The following is an 18579-nucleotide window of genomic DNA, read 5'->3' as shown; positions in this document are numbered from 1 at the left end:
GTTAATATTTTCAGCCGCGCTATTTCTCTCTTTATATAGTTAGCATTTTTCTTACATGTACCTTGAATAGTGCATTGATAACCAACAGATAGAGCACGTCGTTTTCATAATCATATGGCGATAAAACAGTAATCGAGATTAGATAATAAATACTCGAATAAGGATAAATTATGCAAGACAATCAACTAAGCAAAGAAGAAATTAGCCAGTTGACTGAAGCTGACTGGAAAGAGCGTTTAAGCGCCGATGAGTATCATATTATGCGTGAGAAGGGCACTGAGCGTCCGTTCACAGGTGTCTACAATGATGCGACTGATGATGGCGTCTACCGCTGTAAAGGCTGCGGTGCAAGCTTATTTGACTCAAGTAATAAATTTGATGCGAGCTGTGGCTGGCCAAGTTTTGATCAAGGCATTGATAACAGCGCCATTGAAGAGCATGAAGACAACTCTCTAGGTATGACGCGCACAGAAGTCACCTGTAGTAACTGTGGCGCACACTTGGGTCACGTATTCCCTGATGGACCAAAAGAGACTACAGGCATGCGCTATTGCATCAACTCAGTATCTATTGATTTAGATAAGTCTGAGAAGTAGTAGGTTAAGTAATATTAGAAATGTAGAAGGGAAGTACAGGGTGCTTCCTTTTCAATAGTTTTATTATATGTATGATAGAAAAATAAATTTTGCATAAACACTTAGAACAATAAAAACCTCAATTTAGGAATAAATGATGAGTACAATTTATGATTTTACCGCTGAGCGCATGGATGGTAGCTCACAAGCATTTTCAGATTACCAAGATAAAGTATTATTAATCGTCAATACCGCAAGTAAATGTGGATTTACGCCGCAGTTCGAAGGCTTAGAGTCGCTATATCAACAGTATAAAGATCAAGGACTGGTGGTTGTCGGTTTTCCTTGTAACCAATTTGGTAGCCAAGACCCAGGTAGCAATAACGAGATTGGTTCATTTTGCCAGAAGAACTATGGCGTCAGCTTTCCTATGATGGCGAAGACTGATATCAATGGCGCAGATGCTCATCCTATCTATCAATGGCTCAAAGAACAAGAGGGTGGTGTACTGACAGATGGTATTAAGTGGAATTTCACCAAGTTCCTAGTTGATAGAAAAGGTCAGGTTATTGACCGTTATGCACCAACGACCAAGCCAGAAGCCATTAAAAATGATATCGAGCAAGCACTGGCTAACAAATAGGCATGAAACCTAAAAAATATTGGTTTTGTATGAAAATATAAAACCAATAAAAACAAATGCTTGCTAGATATTCTAATGAAAATAGAAAAAATATCTAAAAAAGTGGTAAATACTGTTTGACACCCAACTGTAAATCTATATAATACACACCCACAGCAACGGAGCTTAGTGACAAACTAAAGAGCTCAGTTGATGCTGAATAAATTGCCTAGCAATTATTCGAAGGGTGATTAGCTCAGTTGGTAGAGCGTCTGCCTTACACGCAGAATGTCGGCGGTTCGAATCCGTCATCACCCACCACTTCTTAGCAAGTGGCTAAACAAGCTAAGAGACCTAAGCAGCGGTAGTTCAGTTGGTTAGAATACCGGCCTGTCACGCCGGGGGTCGCGGGTTCGAGTCCCGTCCGCTGCGCCATATTTAAAACGAATTTAAACTTACGAGTTTAAGCAAGTTTCGCCTCAAGCATTAGATTGTTTGAGGTTTTTTTGTGTCTGTTTTTTTATATATCTATGTTTTATGAGTTATAAGTCAAATAATAAAGTGCAATAAGAGTTAGAACCTAGAATTATGACTTACATTCACTTAAGTCATATCATTCCAAGAACAGCTAAAAGGATAACCCTTCTTTTATATCAGCCTTATATTGAATAAAAGAAGGGTCGTCGCATTTATCTCAGATACGGCACTTTAAAGTGGCTTTGCTTAAAACTAACTATCTAAAAATTTAGATGCTTTTTAGCTCATTATAGATTCTAGCTACGGATAACAGGTTAGTCATGTGTTGCTTGCCATGCACCCATTGACCCTAAATAGATATCAATGTGATCAAAACCTCGACTAGCGAGCCACCCTGCTGCTATCGTTGCCCGAGCACCACTGGCGCACATCAAGGTATAGTGGCGACTTTGGTCAAGCTCACGCCAACGCTCGTTCAAGTGACCGACATAGATATGCTGTGAGCCTTCAATAGCATTGGCATTCCTCTCATCGATATCGCGTACATCGAGCAATGTCCAATTTTGAGCATTATTAAGACGATTTTCCACTTCGGACGTATCGATCATAGGGGTTCGCTGCATCTGTTCACCTTGGGCAGCAGCAGGGACAACACCCACATAGCCACCGACAATATTATCAAAAGCAATACGTACCAGATGCTCCATCGCAGTCGCAAGTTGCTCTTCGTCAGAGGCAATCAGTGCCAAACTTTGTCCTTCCTCGATAAACCATCCAGCAAACGCAGGTAGCATATTGACAGGTAAGCTCATAGAACCGGGCAGGTGTCCTGACGCATATGCCATTGGTTCACGAATATCGATGAGATGATCAGCATCGCAGTCATGCAGTTGTTTAAGGGAAAGGTTACGCGGTCGCATAACGATTGGAGGCGCTTCACCACCTTCCATATTAAGGCGCTCCATCAATCTAAAGTAGGGCGGCTGATAATGGTTTTCGCTAGTCTTGAAGTCAATAAATGTCTCACGATCGGTAATCTGTAAGCGTGGATTGTTCATTCTTTCATGACCGACGGTAGAAAACTCTCGCTCCGCCATACCTGATCCGCAGACAGAGCCTGCACCATGAGCTGGATAAATAATCGCCTGATCCCCAAGCGCTAAAATGTCTTGTAATGAGTCATAAAGTAGACCTGAAACTTCTCTGCGACGATCAGGATAGAAGTCAGTACGACCGACATCACCTACAAAGAGCGCATCACCAGTAAAGACTCCAACCGCCTTGTCTGGATACGCCGTGTCAAACAGCGCATAAGCAAGGTGATCATCGGTATGACCAGGCGTTTCTAAGGCACGGATTTCTAATTGGCCAATTGAAAAGCAATCACCATTACGTGCGGTCTCAGCGTAGACAACAGGTTGTTCTGGGTTAGGACCATGTAAAACTGTTGCTCCTGTCATTGCGGCCAAGATAGGTGCACCAGAAACCAAATCCTCATTACGATGTGTTTCAAAAATATGAGTAATCTCAAGTCCTGCTGCGCGCGCTTTTTCTACATATATCGCGCAGTCACGACGCGGATCAATCACTGCTGCTTGACCACCAGAGCCTAATAAATAGGATAGGTGCGAAAGCCCAGGTGTCTTAATTTTCTCTAATAGCATGGTTATTTCCTTATTGTTGTTTTAATCATAATAGTTATTCTAATCAGGTTTATTGGCAGTACAGAGCGAGAGCGACCAGCCAAATCCAGTTTTACTTTTGCATAAGCTTGTATTCAATCTAGCATGAACTTCTAAGTATCATCAATATACAATAACATATATTAAACTTGTTGTTTACATAAGGCCAAACGTAGAAGGCTTTAGGTTGAGAAGGTTAAGAAGTGCTCACTTTCACCATTAGGTTTTTTATCTGTAAGAATTTAATTGAAAGGCTAGGTGAGGCAACTTTACAAGGTTTATCTTTAAGGTTGGTCTGTTCTAATTTTCTATATAATGATGTTGATCAGTTAAAAAAATTGAGTAATAAAATATGAAGAAAGAATATATTTGGCTATGCGATTCAGTATTAGATTGGTCTGCAACAATAGAGAGCTATAGTTATACGAACGAAGCGGATCATCTGAGAGCGTACGATCTTTGGAATCATGCTGACTTAATTTTGACAGGGAATGCAAATGAGTTTGATTGAGTAGGTGTTGTTTCTAATTTAAAGCGCTGTCTCAATCAAAGACTAAAGTTTATAGAGCACGTATATTCACTCAAAAAAATTGCTTTATCTGATTCACCAAAAGGATATCTAGAATACTTAGAGTCTTTGGGCTTAGTTCGACCTTATATGTTAAAGCAGTTAATGCTTATCAGAAATGACATTGAACATAATGATGCTCCATCGCCTAACATTGAGCGTTGTCAGGAGTTGCTAGATTTGACTTGGTATTTTTTAAAATCGACAGATAGCTTTGTTTCTTTGTGCAAGCATGATTTTATATTAAAAAAATTATCAGATTCAGGCGACGAAACTCAATATTGGTTAAATTTCGATATCGATTTTGAGCAAGGTCATACAACTATGGTTAACGGTTGGGTTCCTGAAACACTACTCAGCAAAGAGGAAAAGCAAGGCTTTACGTTAATTGAATTAAAGGATTTTGGTTCTAAAGAAGCACGCTGGGGAGGATCTCAAAAGCACACAGATAAATTAGATAATGATTTTTGGATAAATGGTAAGCTTAAACCGTCAGAAAATACCAGGTTCGAAATTGTTAAGCGTTGTCTTCACGCGAACATGTAATATAGCTACTTGAGCATACGTAGTAATTAATCTTATGTTGGTAAGTATTAGCATCAATTACTTAGAAAATGTATTTATCGTCGCATTTCTACTAAGTTTTGACACTTAAAATAAGCGACAAAATCGTTCAAAAAACATTGAATTATTTCCATATGTCTGTATTATTGGACATATGGAAATAAAAAATGCTACCGCAAGCTTTGCTGCGCTCTCTCAAGATACTCGTTTAAAGGCTTTCAAACTGCTAGTCAGCCATGAGCCTGAAGGCCTACCTGCGGGTGAAATCGCCCGTCAGCTCTCTGTCCCTCATAACACGATGTCAGCCCATCTATCGGTGCTGGCAAGGGCAGGATGGGTGGTCTCACAGCGTCATAGCCGACAGATTATCTATCGTGCTTCGCTATCACATATGGATAATGTCATTCAGTTCCTGCTGCAAGATTGCTGTGCAGGGCATCCAGAATTGTGTGCGTCGCTCATGGATAGTCTGAGCGGATGTAGAGTAAATAAGTCTGCTGAGCAAACTAATGATTAAACCAATTGTCAATTCAATAAATACATAAAATAGGTGTAAACACTATGAAGCCATTAATCTTTCATAATCCTAAATGCGGTACATCTCGTAATACGCTTGCCATTATTAAAGCATCAGGTGAAGAGCCAGAGGTGGTGGAATACCTAAAAGATACACCAACACGCGACTGTTTAGTTGAGTTGTTGGCACAAATGCAGATTTCACCTAGAGGGCTATTAAGAAGCAAAGAAGCTATTAATGATGAGCTTGGTCTAGATAATCCTGAGTTGTCTGACGATCAAATTATCGATGCCATGATTGCGCATCCCATTTTAATCAATCGTCCTATCGTAGTGACTGATAAAGGCGCTGCTCTATGCCGTCCTTCAGAACGAGTGTTTGAATTGCTAGCCAATCCAGTAACTAGATTTACAAAAGAAGACGGTGAGGTTATTACTCATGACAAACACTAAGGTTGACCAAGCATTGGAAACTGAATCTACTGTTTCGCCAAAATATGGCGTCGACGATTTGCCCAATATTGATATAGATAATATTCAGCCTATCGACATTGAGTCTTTGGTTGCGCCAAATGACTCACGTCATCCACCAAGAATACTAGTGCTATACGGTTCTGTCCGTGCTCGCTCATTTTCTAGGCTTGCTGCTGAAGAGTCGAGCCGATTGCTACGTTGGTATGGTTGTGAAGTAAAAATGTTTGATCCATCCGGCTTGCCGTTGCCTGACGATGTAGACTCAGACCATCCCAAAGTGCAAGAATTGCGGGAGCTGGCGCAGTGGTCAGAAGGCATGCTGTGGGTGAGTCCAGAGCGTCACGGCAGTATCACCAGTATCATGAAAGCGCAAATCGACTGGATACCGCTATCACTAGGTGGCGTGCGTCCAACTCAAGGTAAAACCCTAGCATTGATGCAAGTCAGCGGCGGTAGTCAGAGCTTTAATACGGTCAATCAGATGCGTATTCTTGGGCGCTGGATGCGGATGATTACTATCCCTAATCAATCTTCGATACCCAAAGCATTTTTGGAGTTCAACGACGACAATCGCATGGATATGTCTCCGTTATATTTGCGTCTTGTTGATGTCTGTGAAGAGCTAGTGAAGTTTACTTGGCTCACACGCGGACGTTCAGATTATCTTACTGATCGTTATTCAGAACGCGTTGAGAGTGCTGAAGAACTATCGAGCCGCGTCAATCAAAAATCGATCTAACCCTTAATCGACCTAATTCCCTATATTAATTCGGCTGAATAAAATCAGCTCAAGTAAGGTTGTACAATGCTTGCATTTGCTATTTTTGTGGTCACTTTAGTCTTAGTTATCTGGCAACCTAAAGGATTGGGCATCGGCTGGAGCGCCATGGGTGGTGCTTTAGTCGCGTTAGCGCTTGGTGTCGTGCAGTTATCAGATGTGGGTATTGTCTGGGATATTGTCTGGGATGCGACCTTTACTTTTGTAGCGCTGATTATCATCTCGCTTATCTTAGATCGGGCAGGGTTTTTTGGCTGGGCCGCATTGCACGTGGCACGCCTTGGCAATGGGCAAGGGCGCTTGTTGTTTCCGATGATTGTCATATTGGGCGCCTTTATTTCTGCCTTTTTTGCCAATGATGGTGCTGCGCTACTACTGACCCCGATTGTCATCGCTATCTTGCTACGTCTGAAATTTTCGCCACCATCAGCGTTAGCATTTATCATAGCGACTGGTTTTATTGCTGATACGGCAAGTCTGCCGTTGGTCACCTCAAATTTAGTCAACATTGTCAGTGCCAATTATTTTGATATTGGTTTCGGTCGTTATGCGGCGGTAATGGTGCCGGTCAATATCGTGTCTGTATTAGCGACGCTACTGGTATTGTGGTTTGTCTATGCACGTCATATTCCAAAAACTTATTCGACTAGCGAGCTAAGCGCTCCAGAGTCTGCTATTACCGACCCATTGGTATTTCGAGCTGCTTTTCCACTATTAGGCTTGCTACTGGTCGCCTACTTTGCGACTGAGCCGTTAGGACTACCTATTTCACTGGTCACAGGTATCGCTGCTGTTGCGCTAATGGTAATCGCTGGCCGCTTATGGCAAGGCGGGCGTGGTGCCGTGGTCTCTGTGAGCGATGTAGTACGCAAAGCGCCTTGGCAAATCGTACTATTCTCAATCGGTATGTATTTGGTGGTATATGGTCTGGGCAATGCGGGGCTTACTGCCTATGGGGCGCGAGTACTTAACTGGTTGGGACAACAAGGCGCAGTCATTGCTACCGTTGGAACTGGGTTCTTGTCTGCTATAGTCGCTTCTGTTATGAATAATATGCCAGCCACCTTAGTCGGCGCGCTTGCGATTGACCAAGCACAAGTGCCTGCAGCAACACGAGAGCTAATGATTTATGCCAATGTCATCGGCAATGATTTGGGCCCTAAGTTTACGCCGATTGGTAGTCTGGCAACTTTACTATGGTTACATGTGTTGGCAGAGAAGGACTACAAAATTAGCTGGGGACAGTACATAAAGATTGGTTTACTAATCACGCCGCCTGTGTTGTTAGTCACATTGTTAGCATTGGTATTCTGGTTACCACTGTTGCCAAGCTAAGCTAGTCAATAGAAAACTTGCTACAGTAATATCCTATCGTGACAATGATATCTACTTTTGAATATCATTGTCATAATCAAGTATGAGATAAAGTAGTCATTAGCGTTTATCAAAATGGCAAAATAGATAACCAATATTAGGGTCTGTTGAACATTCAAATGTGGTACTGGCAGTGACTATTTTTTAGACAATACGCAGTGAAATTTTTGACGCCTAGTTGTTCTAGGTTAGACAATTTCGCCATGTATTGACAAAAAATAGGCCTGCCCTGAAAGGCTGATACTAAAATCACCTCAAACGTTGTTATAAACCTAGCTAAGGCCTCGACATTATCGTCGGTTTACGCCTAGTTTGATGCGATTTTAGCGATCAGCAGTCCTAATATTTGAATGTTCAACAGACCCTAAATGATACGCATAAAAAAACCCTCATCAAATTGATGAGGGTTTTGGCAAATGCCATAATTGAATCAAAGTTGACTCAAAAAATTTACTACTAAAATGTGGCTCTCCAACCTGGGCTCGAACCAGGGACACACGGATTAACAGTCCGTTGCTCTACCAACTGAGCTATTGGAGAATAGGTTGTAAGTGTTGAATCGCTTACAACGAGCCTTAGAAGTCTCTAACGAGTTCTTGCTAAGTGGGGCGTATTCTAGCAGTATTAAAAAATACGTCAAGCCTTTTTTTGCATAATTAGTAAAAATTGTCATTTTAATAATGAGATAGTGTGTTTTTCCTAGTTATGCTTAAGACTCGCACAAAAAAAGACGCCCTATAGAGCATATAGGGCGTCTTTTTTATGAGCAGCGGTAAGACTCGTTGCTCTTTACGATTTATTCAGCAACGTCTAAATCAGCCACTGCTTTTTCGATACGTGATAGGGCGTCTTTCAATGTTGCTTCATCAGTAGCGTACGAGATGCGCATATAGCCGCCAAGACCGAATGCATCGCCAGGTACAACTGCCACGCCTACTTTGTCCAATAACCATGCTGAGAATTCAGTACATGACGACAGGCCAGCCGCTTTGATGAGCGGTACGATATTTGGATAGACATAAAATGCGCCGTCAGGACGCAGGCATGTAATGCCTTTTATGGCATTTAAACCATCTACGACTAGGTCACAGCGCTTTTCAAAAGCGGCTACCATCGGCTCTAGTACGCTCTGATCACCACTGATAGCGACTTCGGCAGCCACTTGGCTGATCGACGTCGGGCATGATGTAGACTGTGACTGTACCTTTTTCATGGCGCCGATTAGCTTAGCAGGGCCGCCCGCATAGCCAATACGCCAGCCTGTCATCGCATACGCTTTAGACACACCGTTCAAGATAATGGCACGATCTTTTAGCTCAGGTGCTGCGTTTAAGATATTGTAGAACTTATCGCCTGTCCAGCGGATGTGTTCGTACATATCGTCTGAAGCTACATAGACTTGCGGATGCTTTTTCAATACTTCAGCGATGGCCTTTAGCTCATCTAACGTATAAATCATACCCGTTGGGTTGGATGGGCTATTCAATACCAACAATTTAGTCTTGTCAGTGATGGCTTCTTCCAACTGCTCAGGGGTGATTTTGAAGTTTTGCTCAGCTGGGCATTTGACGATGACTGGCACGCCTTCTGCGATGATAACCATATCAGGATAGCTGACCCAATATGGTGCTGGGATGATGACTTCGTCGCCAGGATTGATAAAGGCTTGGGCAAGGTTAAAGAATGACTGTTTACCACCGACCGATACTAGGATTTCGTTTGGCTCATAGCTGATGTCGTTGTCGCGCTTAAACTTTTCGATGATGGCTGTTTTTAGCTCTGGCGTACCATCGACAGCCGTATATTTAGTGAATCCATCATTGATGGCATCGATTGCTGCTTTTTTGATGTGTTCAGGGGTATCAAAATCAGGCTCACCAGCGCCCAAACCAATAATATCTTTACCAGCTGCTTTTAGCTCTTTTGCTTTATTTGTAATGGCTAGTGTAGGTGATGGTTGGATGTTGTTGACGCGGTCAGACAGTTGCAACTCGCTCATGAGAGATCCTTTTTTATATGAGGGTGGGGTTGGTGGAAATCTGATATTAATTATCTAACGTTTTTCTTACTATCAGGGCAAGATGTCAGATAGTTTGAAAAAAGATGGCGTCACCTTACCGTACTACGGCAATCACTCAATTATTGGCGATGCCTCGGCAAACAACGCAATTGCTAGTTTTTGCATTGTAGCATGCTGATATTGAGCTGTCGTATGACGCTAGTAACATAATATTGTGTCGTTGCTTGTGATAAAGCATTTTTATGAAGATGACAAAATATACGCTTATGTTAAATTTAAACTCAGACGATTGCGAAGACACAACAATAAACCTGTAGCCGACCACTATAATTATTTAGATTTGTTAAATAAAATGGCTTATAGCTTAATAAAATACAACTAATGATAAAGACTATCAATTCTATATTATAAGAATGCTCAAAAAGGATATCTACAATGACAGGTTCTGCTGAAAAATTACATATTCTCATTACTGGGGCAACGTCGGGCATTGGTAAGCAGTTAGCAAAAGATTACTTGCTAGAAGATCATCATGTATATGCCGTCGGTCGTGATGACGAAGCGTTGGCGGAGCTTAAGGCGTTAGGCGCAGACACGATTGATTTGGATCTTATGGATCGAGAAAAGGTCATCGAAGCTTTTGAAAAAATCGATAATGTTGATCTAGCGATTTGCGGCGCTGGCATGTGTGAGTACCTAGATATGCCGAACTTTGATAGTAGTGCTTTTATGAAAGTCATGTCGGTAAACATGGGTACATTGTCCCATGCGATAGAAGGGGTATTACCAAAGCTAATAGCTTCGAAAGGTCGCTTGGTCGGTATCGGTTCAGCATCTGCTTATGTGCCTTTTGCGCGAGCTGAAGCTTATGGTAGTTCAAAAGCGGCTATCCACTATTTAATGAAGACTTTGCAGATTAGCCTTGCTCCGCATGATGTGTCAGTCAGCTTGGTTGTACCTGGTTTTGTCGAAACGCCTATGACTAAACAGAACGACTTTCCAATGCCGTTTATCCAGACGCCAGCGCAGGCAAGTCAAGCCATACGCGATGGTATTGAGGATGGACATGAGGTGATCGAATTCCCTAAAAAACTGACCATGCCATTAAAAGTACTAGGTACATTGCCTGATTTGGTCTGGCAGCAAGTTAGTGAAAAGCTTAATAAAAAATAATCTACTATTAATACAACTCTTAGTCACATAATGATAGAAAAATACAGAAGGGAATGCTTTTATGCCGTTTACTCGTTTCAAGCGTGCAAGTAACCAAAAAATTGCTACCAATGCTGCAACAGCTTCTGACCATCAGACCGCTCAAAAACGTATCGCTATCATCGGCTCAGGTGTATCAGGGCTGACATGCGCTCATTATCTAGGTATGCAACATGATGTAACGGTATTTGAAGCCAATGATTATATCGGCGGGCATGTAAATACGATTGATGTGGCACTACAAGATGGTAAAAAAGCAAAGAGCAGCAATATAGAGAGTAGTGCGATAGATACAGGGTTTATTGTTTTTAATGAGCGTACATACCCTAACTTCTTCCGTTTGCTTCATGAGTTGAAAGTGCCGTTTCAAGCGACGGATATGAGCTTTTCTGTCAAAAATACTGCCCGTCATTTTGAATATAATGGTCATACGCTTAATACTTTATTATCACAGCGTAAAAACGTACTTAATCCAAAATTCTGGCAGTTCATCAAAGATATCTTACAGTTCAATCAGCATATCAAACAGTTACGCCAAGATTATGATATTGCGCGCGCTCAAGGACAAGATGTCAGTAGCTATGCAGAACAAACGCTTGGCGGTTATCTAGCACAAAAGAAATATGGTCAGCTATTTACCGATAATTATCTACTGCCAATGGTTTCGGCCATTTGGTCAACCAGTTTAGATGAAGTACAAGAGTTTCCGTTGGTGTTTTTTGCACAGTTCTTCGATAACCATGGTTTGCTCGACGTGGTTAATCGTCCGCAGTGGTTTACGATAAAAGGCGGCTCAAAACAGTACGTCAATAAACTGATTCCACGCTTTATAAAAGCAGGCGGTAAAATACGAGTCAATAGCCCAGTACAGTCTGTGGTTCGTAATGGTGGGCAAGTAACTTTAACAGTGCAGGATAAAAATAACACTGACAGCCAAGTCGAAAACCTTGTATTTGACGAAGTCATCTTTGCCTGTCATGCCGATACTGCATTAAAGATTTTAAAAGATGCTAGCACTGAAGAATCTAACGTGTTAGGTCATTTCCGCTTTACTAAGAACACAGCAGTATTACATACCGATACCAGTGTCTTGCCTAAGAAGCCATTGGCATGGGCAAGCTGGAATTACTTAATAGATGAATCGGTCTCAGACAATGCTAAGGATGAGCAAGCGGCTGGAAACGCACAGATACCTACAAAGCCAGTGCTGACTTATCACATGAATATCCTGCAACGCTTGACCAAAAAACACAATTATTTGGTTACCCTAAACCCAGATGTAGACAATAAAAGCGTTGATGATAAACAGATAGTTAAGAGCATCGATTATAGTCATCCAGTGTTTGATCTTGCGATGATTGATGCACAGACCAAATGGTCGAATATCTCTAGTAACGGCTCACACACGCATTTCTGCGGAGCTTATTGGTTTAATGGCTTTCATGAAGATGGCGTACGTAGTGGTCTACGTGTCTGTCAGGCGCTTGGTTTTGATATTGATATAAAAGACGAGGTTGATCAAGCTCATTTACCTGACGCTGATAGCGCACATACGCCGTTCCGTTATAAAGACTTACCTGTAAAAGCGGATACCAAGTTACGTAGGCTGAATAAGCGCGAAGTCACCATAGCGACAACCAATCAGGAGTTGGTTGAGTATGCTGATCGTTTGCAGAATGCTACTGCTGATACGAGCCAACATAAGAAACGTGGTTTATTCGGTCGCCGTAAAGCCAAATAATATGATGTCTAATGTCGTTATATATTCTAAGTATTTCGAAATGTTCACTATATAAAAAGTACGCCGTACACAAGAGATTATTTATGACCACGTCCGCTCAAAATACCAATGCTATGCCAAGTCATGAGTCCTCTCATGATACAAAAGCATTGCCGCATCAGCTGTTTAAGGGCACGACATGGCACAGTCGGCTGCTACCTAGTGTGAATAAATTTGTTTACCCTTATCGCTACTGGGGCATCAATATTAGCGCGCTTGTAGCAGGACAGGAACTTCCTGAAATTAGCACATCAGCATTTGATGAGAGTAGGCTTCTAGGGAAACTACCACTACGGACAATATTATCGAAAAAGCTACTAGCGCAAAGTCTGCCTCTATTTTCAGCAAAGAAAAAGGCGCTGCAACGTTTCTGTCCTGATGATTATTTACAGCATACTGATATACAGAGTATTAATAGCCTAAGCAATGATAAAAATTTTAATAGCAATGTACAGTCTACTCAAGCACTAGAAAAACGTCTAAGCCAAGCATTTGAAAAGTATGCAGGTAGCACACCTGAAGGCGATATGTTGGGATTACTCGTCTGCCGTAATGCGGGCATGTACTTTAGCCCCGTTAATTTTTACTTAGGGTTTGATGCACAGCAAACACCTACTCATCTATTAGCTGAAGTGTCTAATACGCCATGGGACAAGCGCCATTACTACGGGTTTTTGTTAGAAGGAGAGGATACTGAGTTCTGTCATGATAAGAACTTTCATGTATCACCTTTTAACCCTATCGATCAGCTGTACCGTTGGCAGGTTACGGTAAAGCGTGCAAAGATGGACGAGCAACCTAATACTGGCTTGCAAGTTCGTATTGCTATCAATATCAGTGATAAGCGCGGTGAAGTTTTAAAAACTGGTATAAAAATATCAGGCGTACCAATGACGGAAGATGCTGTTCGTCATAGTCTGCGGAAAAATCCATTGATGAATATGACGTCTTTAACACGTATCTATTGGCATGCTTTCAAGCTCTATGCGATTAAAAAGGTGCCGTATATCAACTACGATGAGAAATTAGCTGTTAGCCAACAGAAAAGTAGCCAGAAGAGAGGCAGTAGTTAAAAAGATATCTTATAGTTCTAGCAGTTTTAAGTTTCAAGAATCCAAAAATCTCGTCAATGTAATACTAAAAATGAACCATTGAAAAATAAAGCATTTAAACAAGGATAAACACACGATGCCAGCACGACCGACCGATCGAGCACCAGTCACAAAACTAGAGAAATTAACTGCTCGTGTAAGTAAAGTAGTTAATGAAAGTGCTGTACTACAGCCAGTCAGCAATAGTGTGAATCACTTAGCTAGAAAGCTCATTTTTCGCGCGTTACAGCATGTTCAGTTTGGTAGCCTCACGCTGCTTGAAACATTCGATGAGCAGGAACATAAGACCAGTAGTTTTGGTAGAGTAGCTACTAATGACGCTAGTAGCTCGGCGGTTGGTCGCCATTCGCTACATGTAACATTACAGATTCATGATTCTGCTGTCTATCGCCAGCTATTACTTGGCGGCTCTATCGCACTAGCGGACAGCTATATCGATGGTGAGTGGGATACGAATGATCTAACAGGTTTGATTCGTTTGGCAGCTCGTAACTTAGCGGTGCTCAATAAATTAGAAAATCGTTTTGCGGGCATTAGTAAAGCATTTGAAAGAGCGAAGCATCAACTGCGTAGCAATGATAAATCTGGCTCCAAATCCAATATCCTAGCGCATTATGATTTGGGCAACGATATGTACGAGCGGTTTTTGGACGATACGATGATGTACTCATCAGCAGTCTACCCTATGCCTGACGTAACGCTTAGCGATGCTCAGCAACACAAGCTGTCGCTGATATGCCAACGTTTACAGCTTAGTGCTGATGATAATGTGATTGAAATCGGTACAGGGTGGGGTGGTTTTGCTATCTTTGCGGCCAAACATTACGGCTGCCATGTGACCACTACGACTATCTCTGATGCTCAGTATGATGAAGCACAGCGACGAGTCGAAGCGGCAGGACTGTCGGACAAGATTACACTGCTCAAACAAGACTACCGCGAGCTGACAGGTCAATATGACAAATTAGTCAGTATCGAGATGATTGAAGCGGTGGGGCATGAGTATTTACCAACTTTCTTTGCTAAGTGCAATAGTTTACTCAAGCCAACAGGACTCATGGTATTGCAGGCCATCACTTTTAATGATCAAAATTATCAAGAGTATATCGACTCGGTCGATTTTATCCAAACACATATCTTTCCAGGTGGTTGTTTGCTCTCAAACCAAGAGCTAACCACTCAGTTTACTGAACAGACCGACATGGTCGTCAAACAATTACATGATTACGGCTTTGATTATGCGTATACGCTGCGTGACTGGCGTGCTGCATTTATGGCGCAGCGTGCAGAGATTCAAGCGCTTGGCTATGACGATGCCTTTATCCGCCTATGGGAGTTTTACTTTTGCTATTGCGAAGGTGGCTTTTTGGAGCGCACGATAGGTGTGGTACAAGTCACTGCGGTGAAGCCTAACAACATTGATACGCTACATTTTTCTGATTTACCATCTGCCGTCTTAAATCACGAAACGGTTTTGAACGATGAGACTGTCTTCAACGATTCAGATACGTCAGCCATAGCGTCGGTATAAGTATGGTGATATAGATATGGTTTGTTCAAGACATTCATAAGGTCTCATACTGTACAAATAGTTTGAGACCCATGTGTTGCAAGATTATATATTGAAAAGTTCTACATCGAAAGGTTCGACGATGCTTGCAGGGTACGCTTATCACGTAGACCTGAATAGCGTGTTACCGCTAATGCCATTAAAGAGATGACAGCGCCGATCCAAGCCGTGTCTTGCAATGACATATTTTCAACCACGCTACCACCGATGATTGAGCCCAGTGCGATACCGATATTGAATGCAGCAATATTCAATCCAGAAGCGACATCGACGGCGTTTGGTGTATATTTTTCAGCTTGCTTGACCACGTAGATTTGTAGGCCCGGTACATTACCAAAGGCGAAAGCACCCCATACTAAGATAGTCAGCACCGCGGCAATCTTGGATTGCATAGTAAAGGTGAACAATAAAAGAATAACACTCAAGGCACTAAATATAATGCTAAGCGCGCTAATAGGGCCACGTTTATCTGCAAGTTTTCCGCCCCAAATATTGCCGATAGCAACAGACACGCCATATACGAGCATGATAAGACCAATGGCTGATGGCGCAAATTTGGTCTGCTGCTCTAAGATAGGGGCTAGATAGGTAAATGCCGTAAACGTACCACCATAGCCAAGGATTGTCATTAAATAAACTAACAGTAGTTGTGGTTTTACAATGACTTGCAATTGCGCTGGCCTCTTTTTCTTTACTGACAAGGCTAGTAGCAATCATGGAACCAATAGAGAAAAACACACCGTGTGCCAGACCGGTCAAGATGCGGGCGAGTATCAAAGTCTCATAACTGGGCGCTTGCCAAGCCAGTAAGTTACCCATGACAAACAGACCCATAAGGCTCATCAGTACTATTTTGCGATTCCAGCGGCCAGTGAGTGCGGTAAGTATAGGGGCACCGATGGCAACACCGACAGCATATAGGCTAACGAGCAACCCTGCTGAAGGTAAGCTCACGCCTAGATCGGCGGCAATAGTTGGTACCAATCCAACGATGACAAATTCGGTTGTCCCAATTGCAAATGCGCTTAGAGTAAGCGCCCATAAAGCGAGTGGCATAACGACATCCTAATAATTAAATGATGCGCGTAGTTTGACCGATTTATAGTTTGCAAAAAACAGCACAAATGACAAAATACCTTTGTCAATTTTGTAAAGGTAATCATGATGATGGGACATGCTAAAACAGAAGACATGGAGATATTTTTGACGGTAGTAGACACGGGTAGCTTTACTGGCGCTGCCAACTTATTAAATCAGCAGGTTGCCAAAGTATCTCGTGCGGTATCCAGACTCGAAGATACGCTGCAATGCACGCTATTAAATAGAACGACACGGCGCTTGGAGCTGACTGAGGAAGGACATGTCTTTATAAGATATGCGCGTGAGAGTCTAAATACGTTATATACCGGTGAAGAGGCGATTAAGCTGTTAAAACAAGCGCCGAGTGGGCATCTACGAATTGATGCCGCGAGCCCGTTTGTATTGCATCAACTGACGCCTTTGGTTGGTGATTTTGTGGCGCAGTATCCACACATTACTCTCGACCTTACCTCACATGACAATATTATTGATTTGCTTGAGCACAAGACGGATCTGGCTATCAGAATTGGCGACTTAAGAGACTCAAATCTGCATGCACGTCTATTAGGTAAAAGTAAGCTGCGACTAGTAGCCAGTCCTGAATACTTACACCAGCATAATGAAGTGACTCATATTGATGATTTGAGCACTCATAAATTAATTGGCTTCAACGATATGTCAAAGCTAAACAGTTGGCCACTAAAAAACCCAGTTAAACTGAATTTCCATATGACTGGCAGTAGCGGCGAGACCTTACGTCAGCTATGTTTAAATCATCAGGGCATTGCCTTACTGTCACACTTTATGATTAGTGAAGACTTGGAGTCTAGACGATTGGTTGAGGTATTGCCTGAGGCGATAGTCAGACCAAACAATCGTGAAGCCATACAGGCGGTATATTATAAAAACAGTGCCGTATCTTCGCGTATTCTGGCATTTTTAGACTTTATCCAACCAAGACTAACACTATAAATTTTATCCGTTTTTATTCATTTTATAAGAGGTAATATCATGGGTTACGTTTTTATTTATCTCGCTGCTGTGGTTATCTTTTTGGGTGTCGATGCTGTATGGCTAACGACTATGAAAGGGGCCTTTTACGAGTCGCGTATCGGGCATCTATTGGCGGATGAGCCAAACATGATGGCTGCTGGCGTGTTCTATATGTTTTATATATTGGCACTCTGTATTTTGGTTCTGTATCCACAAATAAAAGCAGGCGCATCTGTTGGTCATATCTTCTTGCTCGGCGGGCTGATTGGCTTGATGGCTTATGGGACATACGACTTTACCAATTTGGCACTGTATAAGGGCTTTACATTAGATACAGCGTTGGTTGACTTTGTATGGGGTGGTATTTTGACTGGTTCAGTGAGCGCCATAGTGGCATGGCTTGCGTATCGCTTCCACTGGTTAAGCTAGTGCTTATATTTTGGCTTATATAACGCTATTTAAATAGCCGCAATTTACACAATCTAGACTGTCTGATGACAGAGGGCTGTTTGTGCTATAAGGCGACCTGCTGTATAAATGGTAGATATAATAAATAAGTCTCAAACCATTAAGGAATATTATGCCGCAATACAATACCAGCTCAACTGCCAAAAAAGCGCCTTTAAATCATGAGCTATACATGTCAGTACTGATGACACCTGATATGGCGAATTTTATTGGTAATGTACATGGTGGGGATTTGCTCAAGATGCTTGATCAGGTCGCTTATGCTTGTGCCAGTCGCTATAGTGGTAACTATGTGGTGACACTGTCCGTCGATCAGGTGATGTTCCGTGAGCCGATATATGTGGGTGAGTTGGTCACTTTTGCAGCTAGCGTTAATTATGTGGGCAAGACTTCAATGGAAGTAGGTATCCGCGTCGAAGCAGAAGATGTACGTGGTCGTACCGTCCGTCATACCAACAGCTGTTACTTTACGATGGTGGCTATCGATGATAAAGGTAAGCCAACCGCAGTACCACCACTTGAGATTAAAAACAACCTGCAGCAATGCCGTGCTGATGCTGCGTTGGAGCGTAAGAATTTGCGTATGCAAAGCTCAAATCGACCAAGTTGCGATTTCGAAGAAGTTAATGAGCAGGTTGAAGAGCATGACGAAGTAAAAAAGTAGCCTAATTTATCTGAAATTATTTAAAGCTATCCAGCCTTACTGAATTAATA

Annotated in this window: 18 protein-coding genes and 3 tRNA genes; 16 read left to right on the top strand and 5 right to left on the bottom strand. The window is 42.2% G+C overall.

The genetic code is table 11. The annotated features are described in order from the left end of the window. Positions 1-170 precede the first annotated feature (170 nt). The 4 genes from msrB to ACT3QQ_RS07805 all read left to right on the top strand — a co-directional run bounded on the left by msrB (position 171) and on the right by ACT3QQ_RS07805 (position 1632). Positions 171-596, top strand: a complete 426-nt coding sequence (gene msrB, locus ACT3QQ_RS07820) for a peptide-methionine (R)-S-oxide reductase MsrB (RefSeq protein WP_444520634.1) — start codon at positions 171-173, stop codon at positions 594-596. Positions 597-732: 136 nt separating this feature from the next. Continuing rightward, positions 733-1218 (top strand): glutathione peroxidase, encoded by a 486-nt coding sequence (locus ACT3QQ_RS07815; RefSeq protein WP_444527559.1) that lies wholly within the window; start codon positions 733-735, stop codon positions 1216-1218. Between the two features lie 224 nt (positions 1219-1442). Continuing rightward, a tRNA-Val gene (locus tag ACT3QQ_RS07810) sits at positions 1443-1518 on the top strand. A gap of 37 nt (positions 1519-1555) precedes the next feature. Next, a tRNA-Asp gene (locus ACT3QQ_RS07805) sits at positions 1556-1632 on the top strand. A 356-nt stretch (positions 1633-1988) separates the two neighbouring features. Here ACT3QQ_RS07805 and ACT3QQ_RS07800 read toward each other — a convergent pair. After that, on the bottom strand, positions 1989-3338 hold the full coding sequence (locus ACT3QQ_RS07800) for an MBL fold metallo-hydrolase (RefSeq protein ID WP_444527558.1): 1350 nt from the start codon (positions 3336-3338) through the stop codon (positions 1989-1991). A gap of 676 nt (positions 3339-4014) precedes the next feature. Between ACT3QQ_RS07800 and ACT3QQ_RS07795 the strand changes: the two genes are divergently transcribed. From ACT3QQ_RS07795 to ACT3QQ_RS07775, 5 genes are all read left to right on the top strand, one after another. Then, positions 4015-4470 (top strand): hypothetical protein, encoded by a 456-nt coding sequence (locus ACT3QQ_RS07795; RefSeq protein WP_444527557.1) that lies wholly within the window; start codon positions 4015-4017, stop codon positions 4468-4470. Between the two features lie 172 nt (positions 4471-4642). Further along, positions 4643-5005 (top strand): ArsR/SmtB family transcription factor, encoded by a 363-nt coding sequence (locus ACT3QQ_RS07790; RefSeq protein WP_444527556.1) that lies wholly within the window; start codon positions 4643-4645, stop codon positions 5003-5005. Positions 5006-5049: 44 nt separating this feature from the next. After that, positions 5050-5457, top strand: a complete 408-nt coding sequence (arsC, locus tag ACT3QQ_RS07785; protein ID WP_444527555.1) for an arsenate reductase (glutaredoxin) — start codon at positions 5050-5052, stop codon at positions 5455-5457. Beyond that, positions 5444-6217 carry an arsenical resistance protein ArsH gene (gene arsH / locus ACT3QQ_RS07780; RefSeq protein ID WP_444527554.1) on the top strand — a complete coding sequence of 258 codons (774 nt, stop codon included), beginning with the start codon at positions 5444-5446 and terminating at the stop codon, positions 6215-6217. The genes arsC and arsH overlap by 14 nt, the downstream gene beginning before the upstream one ends. A gap of 66 nt (positions 6218-6283) precedes the next feature. Beyond that, the gene (locus ACT3QQ_RS07775; protein WP_444527553.1) at positions 6284-7591 is read left to right on the top strand and encodes an arsenic transporter; all 1308 of its coding nucleotides are present in this window, start codon (positions 6284-6286) and stop codon (positions 7589-7591) included. A gap of 503 nt (positions 7592-8094) precedes the next feature. Here ACT3QQ_RS07775 and ACT3QQ_RS07770 read toward each other — a convergent pair. Then, positions 8095-8170 (bottom strand) — tRNA-Asn (locus ACT3QQ_RS07770). Between the two features lie 256 nt (positions 8171-8426). Next, complete coding sequence (locus tag ACT3QQ_RS07765) at positions 8427-9629, bottom strand: pyridoxal phosphate-dependent aminotransferase (protein WP_444527552.1); 1203 nt, start codon at positions 9627-9629, stop codon at positions 8427-8429. A gap of 456 nt (positions 9630-10085) precedes the next feature. Between ACT3QQ_RS07765 and ACT3QQ_RS07760 the strand changes: the two genes are divergently transcribed. The 4 genes from ACT3QQ_RS07760 to ACT3QQ_RS07745 all read left to right on the top strand — a co-directional run bounded on the left by ACT3QQ_RS07760 (position 10086) and on the right by ACT3QQ_RS07745 (position 15285). Next, a complete protein-coding gene (locus ACT3QQ_RS07760; protein ID WP_444527551.1) occupies positions 10086-10823 on the top strand; it encodes an SDR family NAD(P)-dependent oxidoreductase in 738 nt (245 codons plus the stop codon). 61 nt (positions 10824-10884) lie between these two features. Next, positions 10885-12603, top strand: coding sequence for an NAD(P)/FAD-dependent oxidoreductase (locus ACT3QQ_RS07755; RefSeq protein WP_444527550.1), 1719 nt, complete (start codon positions 10885-10887; stop codon positions 12601-12603). Positions 12604-12686: 83 nt separating this feature from the next. Continuing rightward, entirely contained in the window at positions 12687-13715 is a 1029-nt protein-coding gene (locus ACT3QQ_RS07750; RefSeq protein WP_444527549.1) for a DUF1365 domain-containing protein, read from the top strand. 115 nt (positions 13716-13830) lie between these two features. Then, complete coding sequence (locus ACT3QQ_RS07745; protein ID WP_444527548.1) at positions 13831-15285, top strand: class I SAM-dependent methyltransferase; 1455 nt, start codon at positions 13831-13833, stop codon at positions 15283-15285. 101 nt (positions 15286-15386) lie between these two features. On the opposite strand, the gene ACT3QQ_RS07740 is transcribed toward ACT3QQ_RS07745, so the two are convergent. Both ACT3QQ_RS07740 and ACT3QQ_RS07735 read right to left on the bottom strand, forming a co-directional pair. After that, entirely contained in the window at positions 15387-15899 is a 513-nt protein-coding gene (locus ACT3QQ_RS07740; RefSeq protein WP_444527561.1) for an MFS transporter, read from the bottom strand. Continuing rightward, complete coding sequence (locus tag ACT3QQ_RS07735; protein WP_444527547.1) at positions 15790-16380, bottom strand: MFS transporter; 591 nt, start codon at positions 16378-16380, stop codon at positions 15790-15792. The genes ACT3QQ_RS07740 and ACT3QQ_RS07735 overlap by 110 nt, the downstream gene beginning before the upstream one ends. A gap of 105 nt (positions 16381-16485) precedes the next feature. On the opposite strand from ACT3QQ_RS07735, the gene ACT3QQ_RS07730 reads away from it, so the two are divergent. The 3 genes from ACT3QQ_RS07730 to ACT3QQ_RS07720 all read left to right on the top strand — a co-directional run bounded on the left by ACT3QQ_RS07730 (position 16486) and on the right by ACT3QQ_RS07720 (position 18529). Then, complete coding sequence (locus tag ACT3QQ_RS07730; RefSeq protein WP_444527546.1) at positions 16486-17376, top strand: LysR family transcriptional regulator; 891 nt, start codon at positions 16486-16488, stop codon at positions 17374-17376. 39 nt (positions 17377-17415) lie between these two features. Further along, the gene (locus ACT3QQ_RS07725) at positions 17416-17826 is read left to right on the top strand and encodes a DUF2177 family protein (RefSeq protein ID WP_057760908.1); all 411 of its coding nucleotides are present in this window, start codon (positions 17416-17418) and stop codon (positions 17824-17826) included. Positions 17827-17977: 151 nt separating this feature from the next. Then, positions 17978-18529, top strand: coding sequence for an acyl-CoA thioesterase (locus tag ACT3QQ_RS07720; protein ID WP_444527545.1), 552 nt, complete (start codon positions 17978-17980; stop codon positions 18527-18529). The last annotated feature ends 50 nt before the right edge of the window (positions 18530-18579 follow it).

The sequence above is a fragment of the Psychrobacter sp. AOP7-A1-24 genome, assembly GCF_052376235.1.
GTDB lineage: Bacteria > Pseudomonadota > Gammaproteobacteria > Pseudomonadales > Moraxellaceae > Psychrobacter.
Note: the sequence above shows the minus strand (reverse complement) of the source record. Positions and strands in the feature narration are given on the sequence as shown.

Bases quoted from the DNA above. Each gene is read 5' to 3' on its own strand.
- msrB (WP_444520634.1), top strand. From the start codon at position 171: ATGCAAGACAATCAACTAAGCAAAGAAGAAATTAGCCAGTTGACTGAA.
- ACT3QQ_RS07815 (WP_444527559.1), top strand. From the start codon at position 733: ATGAGTACAATTTATGATTTTACCGCTGAGCGCATGGATGGTAGCTCA.
- ACT3QQ_RS07800 (WP_444527558.1), bottom strand. From the start codon at position 3,338: ATGCTATTAGAGAAAATTAAGACACCTGGGCTTTCGCACCTATCCTAT.
- ACT3QQ_RS07795 (WP_444527557.1), top strand. From the start codon at position 4,015: ATGTTAAAGCAGTTAATGCTTATCAGAAATGACATTGAACATAATGAT.
- ACT3QQ_RS07790 (WP_444527556.1), top strand. From the start codon at position 4,643: ATGGAAATAAAAAATGCTACCGCAAGCTTTGCTGCGCTCTCTCAAGAT.
- arsC (WP_444527555.1), top strand. From the start codon at position 5,050: ATGAAGCCATTAATCTTTCATAATCCTAAATGCGGTACATCTCGTAAT.
- arsH (WP_444527554.1), top strand. From the start codon at position 5,444: ATGACAAACACTAAGGTTGACCAAGCATTGGAAACTGAATCTACTGTT.
- ACT3QQ_RS07775 (WP_444527553.1), top strand. From the start codon at position 6,284: ATGCTTGCATTTGCTATTTTTGTGGTCACTTTAGTCTTAGTTATCTGG.
- ACT3QQ_RS07765 (WP_444527552.1), bottom strand. From the start codon at position 9,629: ATGAGCGAGTTGCAACTGTCTGACCGCGTCAACAACATCCAACCATCA.
- ACT3QQ_RS07760 (WP_444527551.1), top strand. From the start codon at position 10,086: ATGACAGGTTCTGCTGAAAAATTACATATTCTCATTACTGGGGCAACG.
- ACT3QQ_RS07755 (WP_444527550.1), top strand. From the start codon at position 10,885: ATGCCGTTTACTCGTTTCAAGCGTGCAAGTAACCAAAAAATTGCTACC.
- ACT3QQ_RS07750 (WP_444527549.1), top strand. From the start codon at position 12,687: ATGACCACGTCCGCTCAAAATACCAATGCTATGCCAAGTCATGAGTCC.
- ACT3QQ_RS07745 (WP_444527548.1), top strand. From the start codon at position 13,831: ATGCCAGCACGACCGACCGATCGAGCACCAGTCACAAAACTAGAGAAA.
- ACT3QQ_RS07735 (WP_444527547.1), bottom strand. From the start codon at position 16,380: ATGCCACTCGCTTTATGGGCGCTTACTCTAAGCGCATTTGCAATTGGG.
- ACT3QQ_RS07730 (WP_444527546.1), top strand. From the start codon at position 16,486: ATGATGATGGGACATGCTAAAACAGAAGACATGGAGATATTTTTGACG.
- ACT3QQ_RS07725 (WP_057760908.1), top strand. From the start codon at position 17,416: ATGGGTTACGTTTTTATTTATCTCGCTGCTGTGGTTATCTTTTTGGGT.
- ACT3QQ_RS07720 (WP_444527545.1), top strand. From the start codon at position 17,978: ATGCCGCAATACAATACCAGCTCAACTGCCAAAAAAGCGCCTTTAAAT.